Consider the following 20,715-nt stretch of genomic DNA (forward strand, 5'->3'; position numbering starts at 1 on the left):
GCTACTACTTACGTCATTGGATGGAATCATGAAAAAACTAATCATATTTTTTACAGCACTACTTGGCTTTATTGCCTTTGTTGCTGCTAGCCACACTTATGCAACCAATAAGCCTAAAACGGGGTTTGAATCTCCAGCGTACAAACATGCTTATGTAGAGCTAAAACATCATTTCCCACGATTGGCAGATCTGCAATTCTGCCGAAGTGGGGCGGCGTTTGTAATAGCGGGTTTGCCAGAGTATGCGGAACAATACCAGGCTGACCATGGCCATTGCATCAAAGTGTTCGTTCGCCTGTATAAAGGTCGCACCCCTAGCTTAATCAATCCCACTTATGCAGCAAATGAGGTGACGTTATGATCTCATTCCTTCGTACTAACCTCTTAATATTGGCTGTAGCGCTAATGTCTGCGGTTTATTTGGCGTGGTCGTTTGGTACACAGTTTGGCTTACTGTCTGCATTGGCTGTCGTATTGTTTTACTGTTTACCCGCTTGGTTGTCGATCAGGACTAATGACCTATATGTATCAGTTGGATTTAATGCCTGTCTATTGGTTTCACTGGAGCTCACAAAGCTAAGTATTAATAGCACTAATTTACAGCTAGCGATATGTGGTGTGTATGTCGTATTTATCACTACCGCACTTGCAGTCTACTGCTACTTAACGCAGCGCCCCCTTTCTATATTTGCCCGTAATAGGTCAGCAACTAAACCAACCACCAGCGAGGAATAACCGGTATGAAATCACGTGCAACATTAGAACAAGGATATTACCGTGCTGTGCTGGTGGATATTCCTACGAACGATGCCATAATCGTCTATTCAGATGGAAGTCATTACTACCTTTTTGATAGAACAATACCTATTCACAGACTGGATCCGGATGCGCTTATTCTCGATACAGCACCATTACCACTAGCGGATGTGACGTGCACCTCTATTCCATTTCTTACGGGTGAGAGCCTGTCGATACCTAATAGCTGCATTGCTGAGCCTCAACAACCTAATACTGAGAGCTTGGGATTATTAAGCCGATTTACACACTGGTGGTTAGCCAAAGTTTACTTGCCGCTGTCATCCCGCTATTGCCGTGGCGATTCAATGGAGAGTGTCAATCATGGGTAACTGTAAACACCGCAAGTGTAATAACACCACAGAAGGGCGAAAACATTATTGTTCAGAACGGTGTAAATACTGGGAAGGACAACTGCGCAAAGATGAGAATAGACATTTACCGCCCTTACATCAGAGAAACGACGAGCACTTTTATGCGATTATTTCTGTTTGCTGTCTTAGTGGTCAGGGGCGCAGAGCTGGTGGAACAGTCAAAGGAGGAATGTCAGCAAGCATATTGCCAACCTTCGCTATTCAAAAAGTTACGGATGATAACCTACGTAAACATTTCTCTTTTAGTGGTGTACGAGCGGCGTCATTGTGTGGGGGTGGTACTATTACCAGAGAGGCGTTCTATGCAGCCAAGCAACCTTATTTTAATTCACCCACATAGGGATGATATGACAGTTCAATAACATTACGCCGCTTGATAGCGGCGTACTTAATTGCATTAACGCAAACTCAATCCGTGCATCCAATCTCATTCGTATCCCCTTCAAAAGATGTTCTAAGAAGACACTGATTCTCTAAAATATGCTGGTGGGGGCAGGTTTTTGGTGAAGTAAACAACGCGAATAAATTCGAGAATACTAATGTATTTTGCGCTATAATATTTGTGTCAGTTAACAAATGTTATATTAAAGGAGGTCGCCATGGGCGCACTTAATGTTATTACCCCTGTATTAACACCAGAAACAGCACATATGAATTTTAATAACTTCGCCAATGAGAGTAACTGGCGCAATCTATGCGTTGATAATCGTACCAACTCCAACATATTTTTTGATGTAGAACTTCGCCCCCTTTGTTCTTTTCTTAAAGACGGCATTATTGATAATGGTGAGCAGTGTGTCTTTGATATTGCTGAATCTCGTATTATTAAAGTTCATGGAAGTAAGTACGCGTTATTAAAAAACAGTATCGCTTATGACATGGTTAATGAGGCTATCAACGAACTCGGTAGGAAAGGGATTCTTGATGTTGATGGTATGCATATTACAGATAGCTGTGTCGCTAAGGGCGGAAAAACAATTCGTCAATACGTCTTTCCAAATCACAGTGTTAATGTCGATGGTTCTGATGTACTAATGCGCATTGTTGTCATTAATAGCTATGACGGGAGTGCTAACTTTTCACTTCAAGTGGGTGGCTTTCGAATCGTGTGCTTGAATGGAATGGTGTCAGGTTCTAAGTTTTTAAACCTTAATCAAAGACATTCTGGGAATATTCAGCTGGGCAACATTCAAAACAGACTTACCACTAGTGTTAAGTCTTTTGAGCAGCTTGGTGAATACTGGAAAAAGATGATTTCCACACCACTAACACAAAAGGTATCTGACAATATACTCGCGCAGTACACGCTTGAAAACGGACGCATGAACATTAAAAAGTTTTCCATGATGTGCGATCTATATGAAAACCACGTTAAGGATTTAGGCCGTAATTACTGGGCAATGTATAATGCATTGACAGCACATGCCACACATTACAAAGTTCAGGAACGCAACATACACAATCGCGCTGACGTCATTCTGGGACGTGAAAATCATGTCTCAAGCCTAATAAACAATAAGAAAGTGTGGCAGGTTTAACTTAGCGATACCCAAGTGAAAAGGTCAGCAATAGTGCTGGCCTTTTTTGTTTCTTACTAAAACGTCCCTCCCGTATCTTAAATCTACTTCAAAAACAATCGCGCAATCTAATACTCTCAAACATTCCATTGACGTTTGTGTGTCTCGCTTTCCAATCCTTTATTTCTAATAAGACGTGATTTTCAAAAAAGCGCTTCTAGGGGGCATTCTAGTTTGGGCTGGTGGGGCAGGTTTTGCAGAAAAACCTTTGTGCAAATATACAGGTGTGCTATATTAATAAGGTCAGTTAACAATAACATTCTATATAGTTAAGGAGGCCACATGGCTAACACCAATCCAGTTATCACTAAAGCAACTTCAATCTCTGCTTTCCCTAAGGAATTACAGCTAAAGGCTGGCCAACAATTGAAAAAGGCCACTGGTGAATTTATAGGTAACATTGCCAGTATTCACTACACACCTGAATGGAATATCCGCGATATTTGTCCTGACAATGTAGCTGAAATTAAGCGTGTAATTGCTGGTGGTGGTCCTGTTGACCCAATTGAAGTTGAGCCTATTTTTGTTGATGGTGTTCCTATGCTTTCTACAATTGATGGTCATCATACCTACCTTGCGATTAAAGAGCTGGTGGATGAAGGGAAACATGATGGCCTCCATCGAATGAGCTTATTTAAGGGAACAGAAAAACAAAAACTGGTAAGAGCATTTAACTCTTCACAGAATTTGAAGCTGAAGCCAATTCAAGCGGCGCGTACATTTCAACGCATGCTTGATGAGGGGATGTCACGTTCTGACATTTCCCGCGAAACAGGCAAACCCCTTTCATACATCAGCAATGCATTGCACTTACTTCTTGCGCCAGAGAAGGCGCTTAAGTTGATCGATGAAGGTAAAATTTCTTCATCTCGCGTTGGTCGTATTATGCGCGAACATGGAGCTGATAAAGGTATGGGTTATATCTTAATTGAAGCTCAAGAGGTTTCTATTCCTGCGCATAACAATACAAATGTTCCAGCATCGGAATCCGTTACAGTTGAAAATAACGCTCTGCACGAACATCAACTATCAATCCCAGATTCAGAATCACAGGATTCTAATATTTCTACGCGGAATGACGCTGCTGTTAATTCGTCTGAGAAAGGTGAGACAACAAAACGAGCTGCAAAGCAATCGACTAAATTACGCACTCCATCTAAGTCTCAGGTTGATAGTAGTGTCGAATTGATAATGGCGTTAGGCTCTCGTATTGATGATGAAAATCAAACGTCGATAGAGCTAAATCCTCTTATCCTAAAACAGATTAAAGAGCTAGCTTCAAAGTTTAGTGATATTAAGTCTCATAACAAGTCAATTACAGATGCCGTAAATGCACTCTCCAGCTAGTGCTTAATTGTTTTATTACAAAAGTAGCACCAAATTAGGTGCTACTTTTTTTTGCTTTCAATTCTGTTCTCAGGTGACTTTTTTTCTAATAAGACGTTTTCCTTATAACACTATTGGCCGTTTCACCCATACTTATAACTTTTAGTTTGCATGTTAGTCATTTTTATGATAAATTACCATTTATAAATACTATCTAATAGATATTTATAAATTATTTAATAAATATTTAATAATATATATTTTTAAATGTACGAGTTTTTTTGCCCATTTTCTTTTATTAAATAATCCAAGGAAAATATATTAATAATCGTACCTTATTTTATTTTTATTAGTTTCTTATTCAGATAAATGTGTTTGCCTTATATAGCATTTGTAGTGAGATTTAATTTATGACTTACATGTGCTATAATTCGTAGTAGTTATCTAGTGGCTGAAATATTTATTTATGCTTAATATTTACAATAAAAACGCAGTAGGATTTTTGGTAGCATCTGCTATTGATACTGACTTTGTAAACGAAAGTGATTATAAGCGAGTTAAATATGATATTAATGACAAGCTACGTTTTGATATTTATTTAACGCTTTCTTATTTGGGTTTTTTCTCCTCCGAGCAACATAGTTATCAAAGTGTTCTCGAATCAATACCAAAAGAGTTTTTACCTTGTGATGTGGAGCAAAGTGAAACTTTTCATATAACATCAGCATCGATTTCTAGAATAGTCACGCAGTTCTCTCCTTTCATTAAAAATAATCTTAGTGCACCATTTTCGGATATTGATGTCTTGAAAGACATTCAATCTCGACTACCAATGACGCTAAATGAAATCAATCAGGTTCTCATTAAGGAAGGGGTGGTTCTTCATCCTATTTCGCAAAGGGCGGTGGAATTTTTATTCGACTGTTTTATTGAGCCTGGTGTTGTGTCCTCATTGCTGATTTCTAAATCTAACAGAGATAAAGACGCTAATGGTGAGCGTTATGAGCGTAATAGCCGACCATCTATTAAGTCTGTATGCGTGAACGATAGAGTTAAGGATTTTAAAAATCTTTCTGATTCCATTGTGCGTTATTGTGAAACACTTGGTCGCCTCATTGGTATTGTAGACTTTCAGCTTGTTTTCGATTTGGTATTGCATCTTAATGGCGAACTCATTAAGGATTTAAAACTCGATAAAAGCAGTCTTCATGATTACGTGAGCTCAATCTGTATTGAAAAATACGGCGTTGGTCGTCATGTGAATTACGGTATTCATGAATCTATTTCAGAAAGTTCAGCTTACGAGTTTATGTACAAATATCTCTCGGTAGTGGGTCAGTGTAGCTACGATGATGTACCAGAGTTTTTAATTCGAATCTTACGATTTAAATCAATTAGAAAAACGAAGGAAACTAATCGTGTAATTTCTAGTTCTGTGATTTTGGAGTATCTATCGTTTGATTCATTGTCTTCGGAGAGAACCAAGCAACTGGTTTCTTCCTTCGATTTTGTTCAAGAGAGTGATGGCTTTTTCACTCTCTCTGACAAAGTGTTTGTTGATATAGAGCGTGAGTATAGTATCGCGCCTTCTGTGCTTCTGGAATACATAAGTTCCGAGGGTGGTTTTAACAGCCAGCTTAGTATTGAAGAGAGAACGCAGGTTTTACTTGAAAAGTATGCTTTCGTTATGAAAAGCAAACTTAATGAAGCCTTGAATAATCCAGATGGTTTTTTTGAAAAAACGGAACAAGGTTACTCTGTATCTGAGACTAATTCCGAGAAGAAGCAAAATTATAGTGGGTCGTATATCCGGCCTGACTATGACCACATAACTGATGAGTTATATAACGAAAATGTGGTTCATACGGAAGATGATGGAGAACTTAAGTCTCGTTTTAAAATTCTATTTTCAGCGTTCAAGAAAAAGTGGAGTAAGGTTAATAATCTATCCGACCTTCTAGTCGATGAATCATTAAGAGATCATGACGAGTACATTTCAGATAGGCGTGAGCTTTTGACCACAACCCACTTTAGAAGTTGTGAGAATTGGTTGAAATCTGAGTTGAAGAGGGCTAAGTTTCAAATCGCGTCAAACGTTGCTTATATTAACTATCTTCAGTCTCAGGGTGAAAAACAGAACTCTGTATCAGTAGAACACTTAAATGATCGAATAGAAAAATGGCATGATGTATTAGACGTTCTAGAGTTGGAGTTGAAGCTAGTTTACGCAAGTAGTCCTTACACAGAGTACGAAACGCACTCTAGCGAAGTTTCGAGGCTATTAGAAGAGAGAGCTAGGTTAGCCATTAAACCAGGTCAATATCGAGCTCATATCGCTATATACGATTACTTGAGTACCTTTAAGGTAGGTGTCATCGTGACGCATGATGAAATGATTAGATTTGTGGATTCTTACTGCGCTTCATTGATTGGTGATTTTTCATTATCAAATGATAAAAGGCTAGTATCTGGCTACCACAACTTACGGCGTTTATTCAAAGAGTGTGTAGAGCATCACCCTTTCTCTATCGTTAAAAGGTAACTCTGAGATGAAAAAAAAGCCTCCAAGTCGGAGGCTTTTTTCTAGATAGTAGGTTGATTTTCGTAATCGGGTATTGGAGGAGACTGATGGTTCTGCGTTTGATGATACTCTTGCATGGATCGCTCAGTGTGCTCCTTATATTCTTCGCCCATTCTGAATTCAAATTGATTTCCTAGAATCGCCTTACACTCTTCAAAGTAGGTGTCAGTTGTTTTTTCACCAGAAATCAATTCCTTTGCAATTCTGCCTATAGGGTCTTCGTAGTTGCCGGTAAATTCAGCAAATACATATGCGCTAACTGCACTATTAGGAATTGATTCGCTAACGCCGTTTCTCATCACAGAGCTAATCGCAGCTGATATATGTAGTCCTCTCGGGCGCGTTCCATTATTACCCAATATGTCTTTAAGTACTGAATTGATCGCATTGACCTGTTTAGTCGGGCTTTCCGTTATAGAGTCCAAGGTTACATTAGTTTTCTCACTGATAGCCTGATGCAGGAGTGCCTTAATGTCGTTGCCTATTTCAGAGAACTGAGTAGTGCGTAATGCATTTTGGTGCTGCTTCATCTGTTCTACAAGATGCTCATAGTTATTTTTAGAAACTGGTTCACCTGTCTGTATGTTTGGCGTTTCCATGCCGTTCTTGCCTACTACATTTTTCAATTGAGACGGCGCTACAGGTTTACTCGTGGCCTCTGTAATTTTATTCCGGATGCGCTCGTTAATTTCTGCCTGGTCACGCGTTTCTTTTCGAATTTCCATGATTTCATTGATCAAGCTTTCTTTGTTCTGCTGTGGTTCTACTTCGTTCTTAACCTCAGTTTCCGTTGATGGTTGGCTGTTGAAATTAACTGCCACTTTCTCAGTGAGCCTTGAAACTTGCTCTGTCAGTTCCGTAATATGCAGTTGCATTAAAGCTTGCTGCTCTAACACTTGTTTGGTTATATCCGTAACGGTAGAAAGCGTCTTCTGGTGCGACTCATTCATTTGGTTCAACACGCGCTCAAACAAGGACACAAGTTGATCGGGACTAATCTTTGAAAGATTATGCTCAACCCTATCTTTCGTAGCCAGGTCGTCACTGGAGGGCTTTTTATCCATTAATTGCTCGACACTAATTGGATTAGATGCGGCTGATTGAAGGTCACTTACTCCGCGAAGGAGTTGCTCTCTAATGGCTCTAAACTCATCTTGCTTTGGATTGGTCGCAGTGACACGGATAGGGGAAATTTGCCCGTTGACCAGTAGTGTATTCAAGGTTATCTCACGAGCGGGTTTCCAAGCGTCCCATAAGCCATGGTTTACAAGTTTATAGGTAGAGCCTTCAAATGTATTAGACGCAGACACTAGAGGTGGCTGGGTGCTGTATTTCGAAACCTCTTCGTTCTTATTAACTAAGGGGGGGAATTTCTCTAGAGAATCCACGTAGTCATTTACGTTATCTAATGGCTTCCACTTAAACCATTTCGAACTACTTGGGTCGACTAAACTTCCCACTTCGTTAACAGCCGTATGGGGCTCTATTTCTTCAGCGCTTGGTTGTCCCTCGCTTTGATGGAAATCAGACATCTCTTCTTCTAAATACTCTTGATAAGCTGGGTCAACCTCGTGTTCATTGTTAAATTGCTCTGCATCGATAATGATGTCATCTGTCCAACTTCCATCCGCAGAAATACCATCTTGCTCAATTGCGGATGTTTTAATATTGTCCTCGTCATCATATGTTTGGTTAAAAACACTGTTCAATATTGATTTGGTTGGCTCGTCTGAAGGGCTGCTTATTTCGGCGTCTTCAATACTTTCGAATACTAGATCTTCATTTGGGATTTCTTTTTGGAATGAGCCACTTAATGGATCGCTAGGTGCGGTAATAGCTCTATCGTAATAATCGCTAACAGACCTTACTTCATCAACATGCCCTGCACTGACACCAAACAACCGATTCCGTTCGTCGGTAAGTTTGGATAGCTCCGCATTGTTTTTGGCCAGGCGCTCTTCGAAGTTTGCAGCAGGGTATTTTTCTGCGTTCTTTGTGAGATTGTCTATTTTCCTGGTAACGACCGCAATTTTTTTCTCTATCAGTAACTTATCTTCTTCAATAACAGGTGATAGTAAATGCTCAATACCTTCATCAAGCTCGGTCATTGGTTCAGTTTCAATTGGATTGGCATTAACTTCGACCAGTCCCTTTTCAGCATTTTCCATTGAAGCATCTATAGCCGCTGAATAGTCTTTTACTTCTTGAGATTCGCCTTCAGCAATTTGTACCTCCCCTGGAACGGACCAACTGTCAGTGTGTACCATTGATTGATAGACCTCATAGTGCAACCCAAACTTTTCTTGGAAAACCTCGTGGGCTGCCGCAATAGGACTGCGCATATGGTAGTAGTTTGGTAACTTCTGCTGCTCCAAATTGTCTAGAGACGGGCACCAGCCATATTTGTGCTGGTTCTCAATGGTCCAATGCCGACTTACGGAATGTTTAAGTGTAGTTGTGATTTTTTCTGCAACTAACGCTTCAAGGGTTTCCCAAGCTACTTGTTTGGGGTTCTCTATCTTCTGCTCCATAAGATGAGATGCATAACCATTTAGCAGATCATCGATATCGGAACCTTTATTGTTTTGCTGATAACCTTCTAGATTTACGCCCTCGATATCGGTGGAAAAGTTGTACGTCACATAAGGAAGGTTGATTGCTTGGTGAATTTCGATAGCTTTATCGATGCCAATGTTTAAAGTCTTACCGGTTACTTCCTTACCTTGAGCTTCCAATTCGTGCCTTAAAAAACGCTTCTCTTGATTGCTATTGAACAGATCGTTATCCGCAAAATTAACTATCGGTTTGGTGGGATGCTCTTCAACAATTTTCTTTATTGAGGATGTAATGTTACCTACGTCTAAGCTACAGACCATAGCAAGGTCAATGCCTCTTCTTTGAGCCATCTCATACTGAATAAGTCCATTTGCAACACCTTCACTAATCCCAATTACTGAAGCTGTTTGGGGGTTCCCCAGCGTTACCGAGCATTTCTCTTTGTATCCATCGCCCAGCCCTTCGAAAAGCTTGTTTGTTTCACTCCACGACGGCTTTTCTCTTAGTAAATTCTGAAATGCCTCGATGTTCTCTACAGAGAGATTTTGCTCTATAACATTACCTAGTGGTAGCCACACATCACCGTCACCCGATACTCGTAACCCCTTTATGTGCTTTACCGCGAGCTCAGCTAACCCTTTCTTGCCGAAATAACCTGGAATCAATTGTTCAGCTGAAGTAACCGGAGAGAGTGTATTGTATGTTTCTAACGCCTGCGCTCGTTTTTCAGCATTCTCTGCACGTACTTGTTCGGCGAACTTAGCTCTTCGTTCTTCGTTGGCCTTTTCATTTTCAACAAATTGGCTGTAGCGCTCTGGTGTAAAGTAGGTTCGAGCTTCTTCCTTGCCTTTGAGGTATTCGACCAGTTCGTTTTTAGAGTGACCATCGCTTGGGTCTTCCATATGTGAGTAGAGAATGACACTGTTTGTATAGTGGTCACTTCCGTCATGCTTGGTGACAGCGACAGTTAGGTGGTAAACGCCGTATTGTCCAAATTCGTTGTCTCGGTGCAGATAGGCGGCAACTTTCCCTCTTACTGGTTTCTTGCTATCGATTCGAGCTTTTCGGTACCTTGCGCTTGGTATATTGTTTGCGTCAGATGGTGGTTCATTTTCCTCCCTAAATGGAATGTCGCTGGCCAACTGTGACAAGTCTACGTTTATGTCATCGCAGTATGGTTGAATTACGCCAGCTTGTTCTTGTAGCAGCATGCGTAAATAGTGGTTTGTATTACTACTACCAAACCTTTTTGATAGAAACTCTTGAACTCGTTCTGCACTATTACTGAACAGCTCTGATATATCGTTGGCTTTAGTAAGAGGTGTGTTTTTGCTATGAATTAAGTTATCACTGAATGAATCGAGAAACAGGCTAGCCGACTCAGATGCTTTGTTGGCAGTGATGTTTCCAGCTTCTAGCTCTCCATCAGCCTTCATTTCAATAATTGCGCGATCTAGCAGTTCTTTTGCTTCAGAGGTGATCGCTTTCGCTCTGTCTTTGTCTTGGAACACAACCTTCCAAACACTATTTACCTCATTTTCCAGCGCAGTACTGAATCGTTTGTGCTCACCTTTCCCATTAAAAAAATTGTTAATAGATGTATTTAACCGTTGTGATAACTCGTGCTTTGAACCTAGATTCTGGAATGTGGAGTAGGTAATGGCAGCACGGCTTAGGTTTTGCAATTGTGCACGAACAGGGTTGACGCTCAACTTTCCTGTATTCAGCAAAGCATTAAAATCTGTGCTGTACAATAGGATAGTATTGTTATTTTTACTACGGATTAATTGAGGAATTCGAACGCTAGACTGGCCGTCCATGCTCCCAAATATACGGTTTGATTTATCTGCTAGGACGTTTTCTAAAAATTGTTTCATGCTTAAGGAAGACATGTGGACTCCTTGTTATTGGGGGGTCGTTACGTAGGGTCGAAGTGAGTGAGGTAGCTGTTCTAATGGTATTTTGGTGAAGGCGATGATCTGCACCATATTCGATATGCATTGCTCTATGACCGCAACATCAGTTTTGCTTGTTATCTCACCAAAGAAGGTGGGGGTGCTGGGAAGACAGCCACTTAAGCAATCAAGTGAAGACATTTTAGTCGCGATTAGTTTGTCTCCTGAATACGCAAACTGGCATGAGTTTATTAAGGCAAGAGGTATATCGTCTTGATGTATCATGTGCGTTATAGCCGCATACATTGCCCTAGCCATATTATTGTTTTTGGCTAATTGGAGAACTATCGGTTTATTTCTGTTGCAGGCATCGCCAATCAAACGAAGATGCGCAGAGATATTGTCGTTAGCCGAAGATACGTCTTTCTGATATGTATCACCCAACACTGGGCGCAGGGTAAATTCGTGTAGAGAGGCGATAGTTGTGTTGATAGTTGAGCACGAATAGGCAAACTTCTTAGTCCCTTCAAATTCCGACTTCACATATACATATGCATCACCACTTTGCTGGGCATGGTCTGCTGTTGCCGCCATCATGCCTAAGATGTAGAGCGAATTACTACTACTCAACACTTCCGTCAATTTTGTAGTAATTTCTGGGTGTGCTGCATTAACTCTGACGAGTTTTCCTGTGTCTTTTGTGACTACTATTTGAAACTGATAGCATGATGAATCAATCGCACTTTCAAACGCTCGTTGCAATTCTGCACTTCCAGTCAAATTGTACGTAGCTTCGAGTTTCACCTGATTGATCTGTAACTTTAACTTTTCTATGTGTTCAGGCTGTCCAGAGAACAAATGCTTTTTTCTATTGTGAACCTTAAAGTAGTTGTTGATAGGGCAGTATTGGTTGGTGTCATTTTCATTCAGATATTGAAGCGCAGAAGGAGAACCAGCAATAATGCAAGGCTCGTTTTCAACTATCGCAATGGACGCATGTATCTTGTTTAACGTATCTTTTAGTACCGGGTTGGATGCAACCTGACGGCATACGTTTATGTCGCTAAGATCATATAAATACGGGTAACCACTTGATATTGAATAGGCAAGGAGTTGCTTTCCTGGTGGTATATGATTAGAAATGAGAAGTTTATCTAACGTAGGGGAATCACCTAGCTCTATGTGTTGGTGTGCGAGGATTTCCTCTAAGCTCTTTCCCTTTAACTCATCAAAAAAACGCATGGAAATAGAGTGTTTCTGTTGCGTTCTTAGTACGGAATATAAGTCGGTATTTGGGAGGCGGTCGACTAATGATATTGCTGCTTCACTCATATACTAAGCTCCCACTTTCATGCCAATACTTGACGGCGAAAGCTTGTCTATAAGCTGTTTAAGACCAGATCTGAAACTATCGGCAACACCTTGCAACTGCTCACCAACAGCATGAAAATTCAGCTTTTTGCCATCCGGCATCATAGCATTACGAATTTCCAAGTTTACGGCGTCGCTAGCTATTGACTTTCCGAGCCCTGCGACTTTCTTTAGCTGACGTTCTAGTGCCTTGTGACCTTTATCAAATTCCTTTTTGTCCTTAAAGGCTAGTCCTTTAAACTGCGCCTCAATGGCTTGGTCGATGTGCTTTACATTTTTCCCTATTGCCGTCATAGCCTGCATGATATCGCTATCAGAAGCGGTGTTGGACTTTAAGGTGGTTATATGGCTTTTAGTGCTTTCAATAAGTTGGTCAAGTTGACTTCCTTTCTGAGGGGTTGATAGTGCCTTCTCAATCTGTTGATTATTGCTTTCAACAGAAGCGACATTAGGTTTAGCCGATGGTTTTTTCCTCTTTAAGTATCTAGAGAGTGCCACAGCAGCCACGCTTGAGTTAACGGTTTTTTCTTGATTAGGTTGACTCTTATTTTGATTCTGGACTGGTTCAGGTGCCTGCTTGACGTCAAGAATTGCTTCCATGTCAACTCTTTGCCTTTTATCAACCAACCCCTGGTACTGCTTCATGAGCTCATGTTGCTGTTCTTGCTCTTGCTTTAACTCTTCTTCAGCTGTTTTTTTCTCTTTTTTGAGTTCTTCTTCAGACATATTTGATAAGTCTTCAGGTTTGCTGTTATCACTGCTAGTCATACGTCACCTCATTTAAATTGTTTGATCCGGAGACTTGCTTCACTTTGCTTACGCAATGCCAATTCGAGCCTCTTAAAGTTATGGGATAATTTTTTTGATATGTTCAATGCCAACAATCTCTGAGCGTCAGCTGCATGATCTGCATTGGCAGCATCTGTGACTCTTTCCACCATCCTTTGGTCACGATGTACTTCAATGATCGGAGTATCTTTGGCATACAAACCGTCCACGGATACTCTGTCGCGAAGGTTTCTGTCTATAAAAGCCTTGTAGGTATTGCTAAAAAACTGTTTGTTGAATTTTGTAGCTACGTTTTCTGGAAAAACCTCTTGTCCAATGTTTTTGGGGTGGGGAAGTACAACTCCTTGGTTGAATACAAGATCTGATATTCTCTGAGCTCTAGCCAATTGCTCTTCGTTAAGTAGTGTGTGCTCTGTAAGAGTTTTAGAGTAAAACTGTATATCTTCGGCAATGGCTGAGATTATTTCCTTATCATTGGGAGTCCCCAGTTCGCTAACAACCTCTTTGTAATACGCGCCATCTGCATAGATTCCTTGCGTAAAACGATCTGACATACGTTTAGCGGATAGACTGTCTTTCGCTCTCGAAAAATAACAGGCTGACATGCGTGACGTATCGTTTTTTGGGTTGTTTAGTAAGTTGTTATAGGTATTAATCGAGGCGCAAACAGCGCCTGTTGTTGTGGGGGTATAGTGTTCTTCTGAGATTGGGTTAGAAGTGGACGAAATGGCTGTTGTTGTCGCAATTATTTTCGCGCTTGAGTTGGCTTGAGCTTGCTGCACTACCATTAGTGTTTGCAACCTATCGGAAACCATTCTATCTAACTCGGCTAAACGCCGTTCGGCTGCAATAAAGTAAGCCTTGACCTCTTTCAAGTACCAGTTCATATCCCTAGTAGGGTCAACAATTGTATAGGTAAGACTTCCACCAAAAAATGCCAGACTATTTGGTGGGAGACATAGGGCCGCTAACAACACTATTTTCTTATAACAGCGGTTCGATCTCATCACGCACCTCCGTTTGCAACTCATGGGCTGCTATTTCAAAACTCTTGTCAATATCAAGTTGGGAGGCGAGGCCGTTCCTATTTGGGGCGCATACCTTTGCATATTGAGTTTTGGTTACGCTCAAGCACATAACCCCTTGTTCTACTTCTACAAGCCTGTCTCTCATTTCTACAGGGGTAACCACAAGTGCATCTCCGTTCACGAACATCGCCATGATTGCTGATGCGAGAAAAAGCTCTTCTTGTTTTTCGGTGACTGGTGTTAATCCATAAGACTCGTAATACTCGCGGTTTGCCGTCATCTGGTCTTCAGTCAACGCTGTTTCGTTGTATACATAGAGGGCATTTTCCTTTCGAAGCAACACGGCAGACTCGATATAGTGGCCATAACTAAAGGTAAGCCAGTTCATGAGCAGCAAAACATCCATTTCAAGAGCAGGATTGCCATAATCTGAATCTATTGGGTGCTTCTTATAGATAAGTCCGTTGATATTGAATCCCTTTAAATTAGCCACCTTCTTTAGCTGGGCAATCATTCGTTCCTGTAGCATCGCAATTTCTCGTGACTTGATGTATATTTGTTCATTATAGTTATTTTGCTTTTATATCTCAAATGACATCACGTACACGAAAAACGCCGCTGTATAAGCCTGCCGTCTATGCCAAATTGCTAAATAGGCCGGATGTAACTCTATACGTTTTACTACAAAACGAGCTGGAATTATCGAACCGATCTCTTACAGCATCATCATACTTGGCTTGTCATTTTGGTTTTTTTACTGAAGGCATGAATGTGCATATCGGCATACCGAGCATGCTATGGAATGGTTTCGTAAGAATTGAATGGCAGTCTTACAATGTTGATTCTGACAAAATGTATTTATGCCTGAACTATGATGTTCAGGTTGAAGAAACCACAAGCAAGAAAACCAGTTACGGCACAACAACATCTGTTAATCAAGCTGTTGAGCGACTCTCCTTTCGGATTCCATGTTGCCCAACATTAATTGACGCTCTAGATAATAGCTCCTTTGTACATATCCGAGAAATGGACGCGAACAATGAAGTGACACGAGCGCCTTCCATCCCTATCACCAAAATTGCTTACAATAAAGGTTGAATATGCTTAAAAAGTTCACAATGGCTAGTGGCATTTTACTGGCTTCAATATCGAGTGTGATGGCCGCATCTAATGACTCTGGCTTATCGTTAGCACAAGCGCTTGAAAGTAAATTAAACCGGACGGTTTTTGTGCAGCAAATAGAAGGTACCCAGCTATTCTATGTAGCCTATGAAGATAATGTTTATTTTACGGATAGTGCAGGGAGTGTTCTGATTTCTGGAGATGTAATAACACTGTCGGATAATGTTCTCATCAGCAATGTTATAAAAGAGGAGATTAAAGCTATTTATAATAAGCAAAAAATGATCGATAACTCCCGACTGGAATCGGTTGAATCATTTCTGAATGGAAGCGGTAAACCTTCCGCGTTACCCACTAAAACACACGAAAATACTAACACAATGCGTGCGATGCGATTGCCAACACAGAACGTCGATCAATTGCCTCCACAGACTCCAATATCACCTAGCGATATACAGCAGCAAATTAACAAAGCGCAATCTGAAAAGAAATCGATATCAAAGCAACAAGAATGCCTCGCGCTACTCAAAAAGCCAAATAGTCTTAACGAGCTTCGTCAGGCTTTTTACACAATGTCTGAGGATGACAGAAAGCAATGTGGGAAGTTCTTTGCAGGGGTAAAGGTGCCATATCAAGATGATGCTAAGTATATTGTTTACCGTGCTGAAAACGAAAAAGATGTAATTACAATGTTTTCTGATTACACCTGTGCGTACTGCCAACGCGATCATGAGAATATCAGTCAGTTAAATGATGCGGGAATTACTGTACGTGTAGCTCCATACGGTCGCGCTCACTACAAGCCAGTTGTCACGAAATTTGATGGTTCAAAAGCGTTTGGAGAAGGTTTGTCGATCATTGGGCAAAACTATAATGCTGTTTACTGCGGAGCTAACAGCCCTGAGCATCGCAAGCAACTATTTGAAAAATTAATGTCAGGTCACCGCATGTACCAGGTAAAGGCTCTTGAAGAGGCAGCAAACGTACCTCAAGACGGAGTTTGTACGAACAACTTGATGCGAGATAAGTACGAAATTGACCTGTACACCACTATAGGAACTCCATTTTACGTAATGTCCGATGGTTCGGCGCATAGGTCGGCTTTGACCGTTGATGAGATATTGCAGAGACTTCCGAAATAGCTAATATTTGGAACTTTAACGCAAAAGCCTCGGTCTTCAGCCGAGGCTTTTTTACATGAAGTGGCTTAAGTCAGAGTTGGGGCTAAAAGATATGCTAGGGGAGCGATCAAAATTCGTTCTATGTACGACATCTTCTTGTTCTAACACGTGAAGCTCAGAAATTGGGTTGGTATGCTTAATTACATGCTTCAATCCGTGGTTAACTATTTCAGGAACATGCTTGCTGCCTTCGTAGTATATTGAATTGACAGTTCGTGGTTTAAATGAGCCATTTTTATAAAACATGGGTTCGTATGTATGCGAAGCCCTTCCAATCGTTGAAGCGTATGAGTTCTCATCAAGAGACAGGTGCAACATTAGCTCTGCTGTTGGTTTTAGTGGTTCCGTGGTTAAACGCTCATTGATAGCAAGCATAGAGCCGATACTAGTTCGTAACTCAATGACCGAAGTGTCGGTTGACTTGGCTGAGTTGTTTATTTTGAACACATATCTCTCGATATCAGAGTGGTATGGCGCCAAGTTGTGTATGGCATAATGCGCTTCAGAGAGCACTTCGTTAGAAGTATGATGTTGATATACAGCATTAACATTCGGAAGAATTCGTGAATCTGTCCTGATGTAAGACAACTTTCTAGATTCGTAGAGGGATTGCATTGAGTTGTGTGTATTGATTATGTTTTGAACGGCACACAGCTGCGTAATGTTTCTTGTGATAGCTGGCTCTGGTAGTAATGTGTGCTCAATACTGCCGCCAAGCTTTTCTGGGAAGCGCACATGGAACTCCTCACCAGCAACTCTTAGGGTATAGTTGTCTAGCTCATTCAATCGACCTCTTGAAATAAAGCTGTCAGCCAGTGTTATGCTGGTGGTGGTTAATGTCCCTCTCGGTTCAATTTTTGATAGCTTTAAGTTTAATAATCTTAGGTATGCCCCTTCGTTAGCGAGGGCGTTGTTAATCTCTAGTGGTCGATTGATTGCAAACTCAATTCCTTCCTTCGATAAATCGTTAATGTGCACCCGATCATGCTTAGCTGTGGGAGTTAGCGCTTTGATATGCTGAGCGATTAGTTCACCTTGGGCATCGTTGTCAGTGGCAATAATAACGCGCTGTTCGGGTGAGTTTAAGTGCTGTAGGCGCTCTAACAAGCTCGGGTTTTTGGCTACTAACACGAGCTTTGAGTTAATGTAGTCATAATCAAACACGTGGCCGTAAGTAGCAAGTGCATCGCGGCCACTGATTGCTATTATGGCGTTGGCCGTAATAGAACTTTCAGTAATTATGATTTCTTTACCAATCATAGTTGCTATAGGGATCTTTGTTTGAAAAGTACTGGTCATGAAACTGCAAGCATGAAGCTGCTTGGAATGAACCATTGAGGTGACCATAACATGACTTTTCTATTGTAGAACAAGCAACGGTCGTGGATGAGTCAGAGCTATTACTGTATGTAGAACAGAGTCGTTCATTCTGTGTAAGATTTTCAGCTGCGCCAAAGTGAGTACAGTAATTAGTTTCGCCATTAACTGAACAGGCTTCCGCGTTTGATGTTCTCAACTGTGAATTGCAACCATCTAGGATTGGAACATTTTGGCCAGTCGATCTATCTGTTCTCCAACCAACGATGCAGAGCTCTTTTTCCTTATTAAATCTAGAGCATTCCAAAGGTTGAAATGGATTGCTATGGCTGGTGGTTTTCACATAGCAGTTATTAAGACTAGTGGGATTACTCGCGATGTCACATGGAACGGTGATTGTGCTGCCTTTAGTATCAGTGGTATAGCAGATGTCTGTACCAACACTGGGCTGCGCAACGTCATTGTTACGCCAATCTTGGTTGCTACCAGCATTAGAATTATTGAGCTGATCGTTAAGGTTGAGATCAGCAGTTATGTCGTCAGTAATGCTATCAGGAATTTGTTCGTTGATTTGATCGATAAGCTCATCCACAGTTTGAGACTTAACCTCTTGTATTTCTTGACATACTGCACCAGCTAGTCCAGCCGCAATATCTCCCAAAGAGGGTAGGCCAATCATGTCAAAACTTAGTTCACATGTTTCGTAGGGGTTAAACCACTTTGACGGGTTTCCACTGCGGCTATCAAGGTCGCATGACATATCAAGAGCTGGCAATGGAAGACTTACGGTGACGCTGTCACATATATTGTCCACTTCTAATGACCACTTTTCTTCCATGGCTGAAGCGGGTGAATTAATTAGTGAAAGAAATAGGAGCGCAGAGCTAGCGGGACGAATCATAGCTTCCTTCCTTGTATAGTTTGAATTATGGCTACGCGTTGTACAACGGAAACGCGTTCAACAATAGTTTTTGAACTAGAGCATGGTGGGGTAAACATAGATGCCTCATATGCCATCTCATAAATTGCATGGCCATACTGATCGTTTTCGACTCCAAGGTAAGCGAGTGCGGTAATCCCATCTACAAACGGTAAATATGCGAGCAACCTGATAAGGTAGGTTATTAAAGCAGCGTCATGCTCATTAAAGGGCTTTTTGCACACTACAGGTAGGCGGGAAAATGTGTGCAGTAGTTCTTCTATCTCTACTTTTACAGACCAGTCCTCTCGGCCTTCTAGGGTTCGAAAGTAGTTTAGTGCGTGCGAACCGTACTGCCCAATGTACTTGTCTTTGAAATCCACGTAATCAATATAGCTTTTACTTTTTTGCTCCAACATGACTTATTGTCTTGTGTAATATATAATCGTAATAACGATATTAGCACGGATGAGGTACGAATGAAATTTAATGACTCATTGGGTTCGAGAGGGGTTATTTCAGGATGTATGGAGCAACTAGTGATTAACTCTTCTGCCTCTGCTAACCCTGAGAGTGTTATGAATATTGACGATTTTTTTTCGTCCCTAAGTCAGTTTCACAACTACTCAATAGATACGACGATACAAGAACTCGTTCATAACTTTGGTCAGCCAGTTTATGACTTCGAAGAATTGAAGGTACGCACCCTCAAAGAAGCTGAACTTGATGAGATTGCAGCACAAATTCAACTGGATAACGGAATCGACATATGAAACGCACCACGTTAGCGCTCTTAGTAGGAAGTGTTAGTTTTTGTTCACCGGCACTTGCCGTTGTATGTACGGACCCAAGTGGCAATGCACTTCATATACAGGAGATGATTAAAGATGCTGCTATCTGGGCAGAGGAAAAAGGCGTGATGTTATCTGGAATGGCCCAGGATAAAGCACTAAGCATATGGGAAGCTGCGCAAGCCGAGTACAATGCTAGTGCAACTATATCTGCGACCACCACGGCCATTAGTTCCACTGCAAATGCTGCCGCTGAAGAACGTTATGCTACATCTCCCACCGCTTGCGAAGCGGTAACTCGCGTGAAAGCCTTTGCTAACTCATTTCAAACTGTATGTGACAATCCTGCGACCGAGTTTGTTCTAGAAAACAATCAATCACAAATCGTTGATTGTTCAGAAAATGGAGGGTCTGGACTGAACTGTGGTCGTGTCGCTAACCAACGAAAACACATAACTCAATCTATTGTGTCGGCAGTGAATGCAAAAGATGGCCAGTCATTGATTCAGATGCTTGACGGTGGTCAGGTACTTGGGCTGAGCGATCTCCCTATGACACCTGAAAATATGGCAAATCATGATATTGCCTATTCATTGCTACTAGGTGTTGAGGAACCAAATGATATACCTCGCATTGCAAATGGTGAACTTCCCTCCCCAAACGACAAGCATGGTGCATTGGCAGTTAGTAGGTGGGCTGAGCGTCATGTATATCGCTCCGTAGCCAATGCTGCTATAGCAGAGGTCAAACGCTTATATGACCCAACCGAAAATGGCCGCGCATCGATAATGGATCAAATTGAAGAGAGGGTTAACTACTACAACAGTGAAGAGTTCTACAAGCTACTTACCAACACGAATGATAAAAGTAATGTACCGTCGAACTGGGATACGTTAACGCCGGAGCAGAAGCACGATTGGAATCTAAATGCCCCTTCTTCTGAAAAAATGACTTCAAGTGAGCAAGTAATTCGTATGATTGGTGAAATGACAGCTTTCTCTCTTCAGTTGGAGTCAATGACTCTGAAATCAACATTAACGAGCACTGGGCTCGACGCCTTGAACCTCAAGTTAAATGCCAGATAATCAAGCCG

Annotated in this window: 19 protein-coding genes; 11 read left to right on the forward strand and 8 right to left on the reverse strand. The window is 41.2% G+C overall.

Going from position 1 to position 20,715, the window contains the following annotated elements; translation table 11 throughout:
* Window positions 1-28: 28 nt before the first annotated feature.
* The 7 genes from CTT30_RS23130 to CTT30_RS23160 all read left to right on the forward strand — a co-directional run bounded on the left by CTT30_RS23130 (window position 29) and on the right by CTT30_RS23160 (window position 6,614).
* Window positions 29-361 carry a hypothetical protein gene (locus CTT30_RS23130; RefSeq protein WP_252037680.1) on the forward strand — a complete coding sequence of 111 codons (333 nt, stop codon included), beginning with the start codon at window positions 29-31 and terminating at the stop codon, window positions 359-361.
* On the forward strand, window positions 358-735 hold the full coding sequence (locus tag CTT30_RS23135) for a hypothetical protein (protein WP_252037682.1): 378 nt from the start codon (window positions 358-360) through the stop codon (window positions 733-735). Before CTT30_RS23130 ends, CTT30_RS23135 begins: the two co-directional genes overlap by 4 nt.
* 5 nt (window positions 736-740) lie before the next feature.
* Window positions 741-1,127, forward strand: coding sequence for a hypothetical protein (locus tag CTT30_RS23140; RefSeq protein WP_252037684.1), 387 nt, complete (start codon window positions 741-743; stop codon window positions 1,125-1,127).
* Window positions 1,120-1,509 (forward strand): hypothetical protein, encoded by a 390-nt coding sequence (locus CTT30_RS23145; protein WP_252037686.1) that lies wholly within the window; start codon window positions 1,120-1,122, stop codon window positions 1,507-1,509. Before CTT30_RS23140 ends, CTT30_RS23145 begins: the two co-directional genes overlap by 8 nt.
* 259 nt (window positions 1,510-1,768) lie before the next feature.
* On the forward strand, window positions 1,769-2,707 hold the full coding sequence (locus tag CTT30_RS23150) for a DUF932 domain-containing protein (RefSeq protein ID WP_252037687.1): 939 nt from the start codon (window positions 1,769-1,771) through the stop codon (window positions 2,705-2,707).
* 321 nt (window positions 2,708-3,028) lie between these two features.
* On the forward strand, window positions 3,029-4,093 hold the full coding sequence (locus CTT30_RS23155; RefSeq protein WP_252037689.1) for a ParB/RepB/Spo0J family partition protein: 1,065 nt from the start codon (window positions 3,029-3,031) through the stop codon (window positions 4,091-4,093).
* 445 nt (window positions 4,094-4,538) lie between these two features.
* Window positions 4,539-6,614, forward strand: a complete 2,076-nt coding sequence (locus tag CTT30_RS23160) for a hypothetical protein (RefSeq protein ID WP_252037690.1) — start codon at window positions 4,539-4,541, stop codon at window positions 6,612-6,614.
* A 41-nt stretch (window positions 6,615-6,655) separates the two neighbouring features.
* Here the strand turns inward: CTT30_RS23160 and CTT30_RS23165 are convergent, their stop codons facing one another.
* From CTT30_RS23165 to CTT30_RS23185, 5 genes are read right to left on the reverse strand one after another with little or no spacing between them, the layout of a single operon-like run.
* Window positions 6,656-11,101: a primase/helicase family protein gene (locus tag CTT30_RS23165; RefSeq protein WP_252037692.1), complete on the reverse strand. Its 4,446-nt coding sequence runs from the start codon at window positions 11,099-11,101 to the stop codon at window positions 6,656-6,658.
* Between the two features lie 12 nt (window positions 11,102-11,113).
* The gene (locus tag CTT30_RS23170) at window positions 11,114-12,436 is read right to left on the reverse strand and encodes a hypothetical protein (RefSeq protein WP_252037693.1); all 1,323 of its coding nucleotides are present in this window, start codon (window positions 12,434-12,436) and stop codon (window positions 11,114-11,116) included.
* A 3-nt stretch (window positions 12,437-12,439) separates the two neighbouring features.
* Window positions 12,440-13,201 carry a hypothetical protein gene (locus CTT30_RS23175; protein ID WP_252037694.1) on the reverse strand — a complete coding sequence of 254 codons (762 nt, stop codon included), beginning with the start codon at window positions 13,199-13,201 and terminating at the stop codon, window positions 12,440-12,442.
* Window positions 13,202-13,251: 50 nt separating this feature from the next.
* Entirely contained in the window at window positions 13,252-14,271 is a 1,020-nt protein-coding gene (locus CTT30_RS23180; RefSeq protein ID WP_252037696.1) for a hypothetical protein, read from the reverse strand.
* Window positions 14,249-14,806 carry a hypothetical protein gene (locus CTT30_RS23185; RefSeq protein WP_229631133.1) on the reverse strand — a complete coding sequence of 186 codons (558 nt, stop codon included), beginning with the start codon at window positions 14,804-14,806 and terminating at the stop codon, window positions 14,249-14,251. Before CTT30_RS23185 ends, CTT30_RS23180 begins: the two co-directional genes overlap by 23 nt.
* A 257-nt stretch (window positions 14,807-15,063) precedes the next feature.
* On the opposite strand from CTT30_RS23185, the gene CTT30_RS23190 reads away from it, so the two are divergent.
* Both CTT30_RS23190 and CTT30_RS23195 read left to right on the forward strand, forming a co-directional pair.
* Entirely contained in the window at window positions 15,064-15,390 is a 327-nt protein-coding gene (locus CTT30_RS23190) for a hypothetical protein (RefSeq protein ID WP_252037698.1), read from the forward strand.
* Between the two features lie 2 nt (window positions 15,391-15,392).
* Window positions 15,393-16,556 (forward strand): thioredoxin fold domain-containing protein, encoded by a 1,164-nt coding sequence (locus CTT30_RS23195; RefSeq protein WP_252037700.1) that lies wholly within the window; start codon window positions 15,393-15,395, stop codon window positions 16,554-16,556.
* 51 nt (window positions 16,557-16,607) lie between these two features.
* Here the strand turns inward: CTT30_RS23195 and CTT30_RS23200 are convergent, their stop codons facing one another.
* The 3 genes from CTT30_RS23200 to CTT30_RS23210 are packed head-to-tail and all read right to left on the reverse strand — an operon-like array spanning window position 16,608 to window position 19,250.
* Window positions 16,608-17,855, reverse strand: a complete 1,248-nt coding sequence (locus CTT30_RS23200; RefSeq protein ID WP_252037703.1) for a toprim domain-containing protein — start codon at window positions 17,853-17,855, stop codon at window positions 16,608-16,610.
* On the reverse strand, window positions 17,845-18,813 hold the full coding sequence (locus CTT30_RS23205; protein WP_252037705.1) for a hypothetical protein: 969 nt from the start codon (window positions 18,811-18,813) through the stop codon (window positions 17,845-17,847). Before CTT30_RS23205 ends, CTT30_RS23200 begins: the two co-directional genes overlap by 11 nt.
* A complete protein-coding gene (locus tag CTT30_RS23210; RefSeq protein ID WP_252037707.1) occupies window positions 18,810-19,250 on the reverse strand; it encodes a hypothetical protein in 441 nt (146 codons plus the stop codon). Before CTT30_RS23210 ends, CTT30_RS23205 begins: the two co-directional genes overlap by 4 nt.
* Window positions 19,251-19,310: 60 nt before the next feature.
* On the opposite strand from CTT30_RS23210, the gene CTT30_RS23215 reads away from it, so the two are divergent.
* Together CTT30_RS23215 and CTT30_RS23220 are read left to right on the forward strand one after the other, a co-directional pair.
* Window positions 19,311-19,604: a hypothetical protein gene (locus CTT30_RS23215; protein WP_229631139.1), complete on the forward strand. Its 294-nt coding sequence runs from the start codon at window positions 19,311-19,313 to the stop codon at window positions 19,602-19,604.
* Window positions 19,601-20,707, forward strand: coding sequence for a hypothetical protein (locus tag CTT30_RS23220; protein WP_252037708.1), 1,107 nt, complete (start codon window positions 19,601-19,603; stop codon window positions 20,705-20,707). Before CTT30_RS23215 ends, CTT30_RS23220 begins: the two co-directional genes overlap by 4 nt.
* Window positions 20,708-20,715: the final 8 nt, after the last annotated feature.

The organism is Vibrio coralliilyticus (assembly GCF_024449095.1).
Classification (GTDB): Bacteria; Pseudomonadota; Gammaproteobacteria; order Enterobacterales; family Vibrionaceae; genus Vibrio; species Vibrio coralliilyticus_A.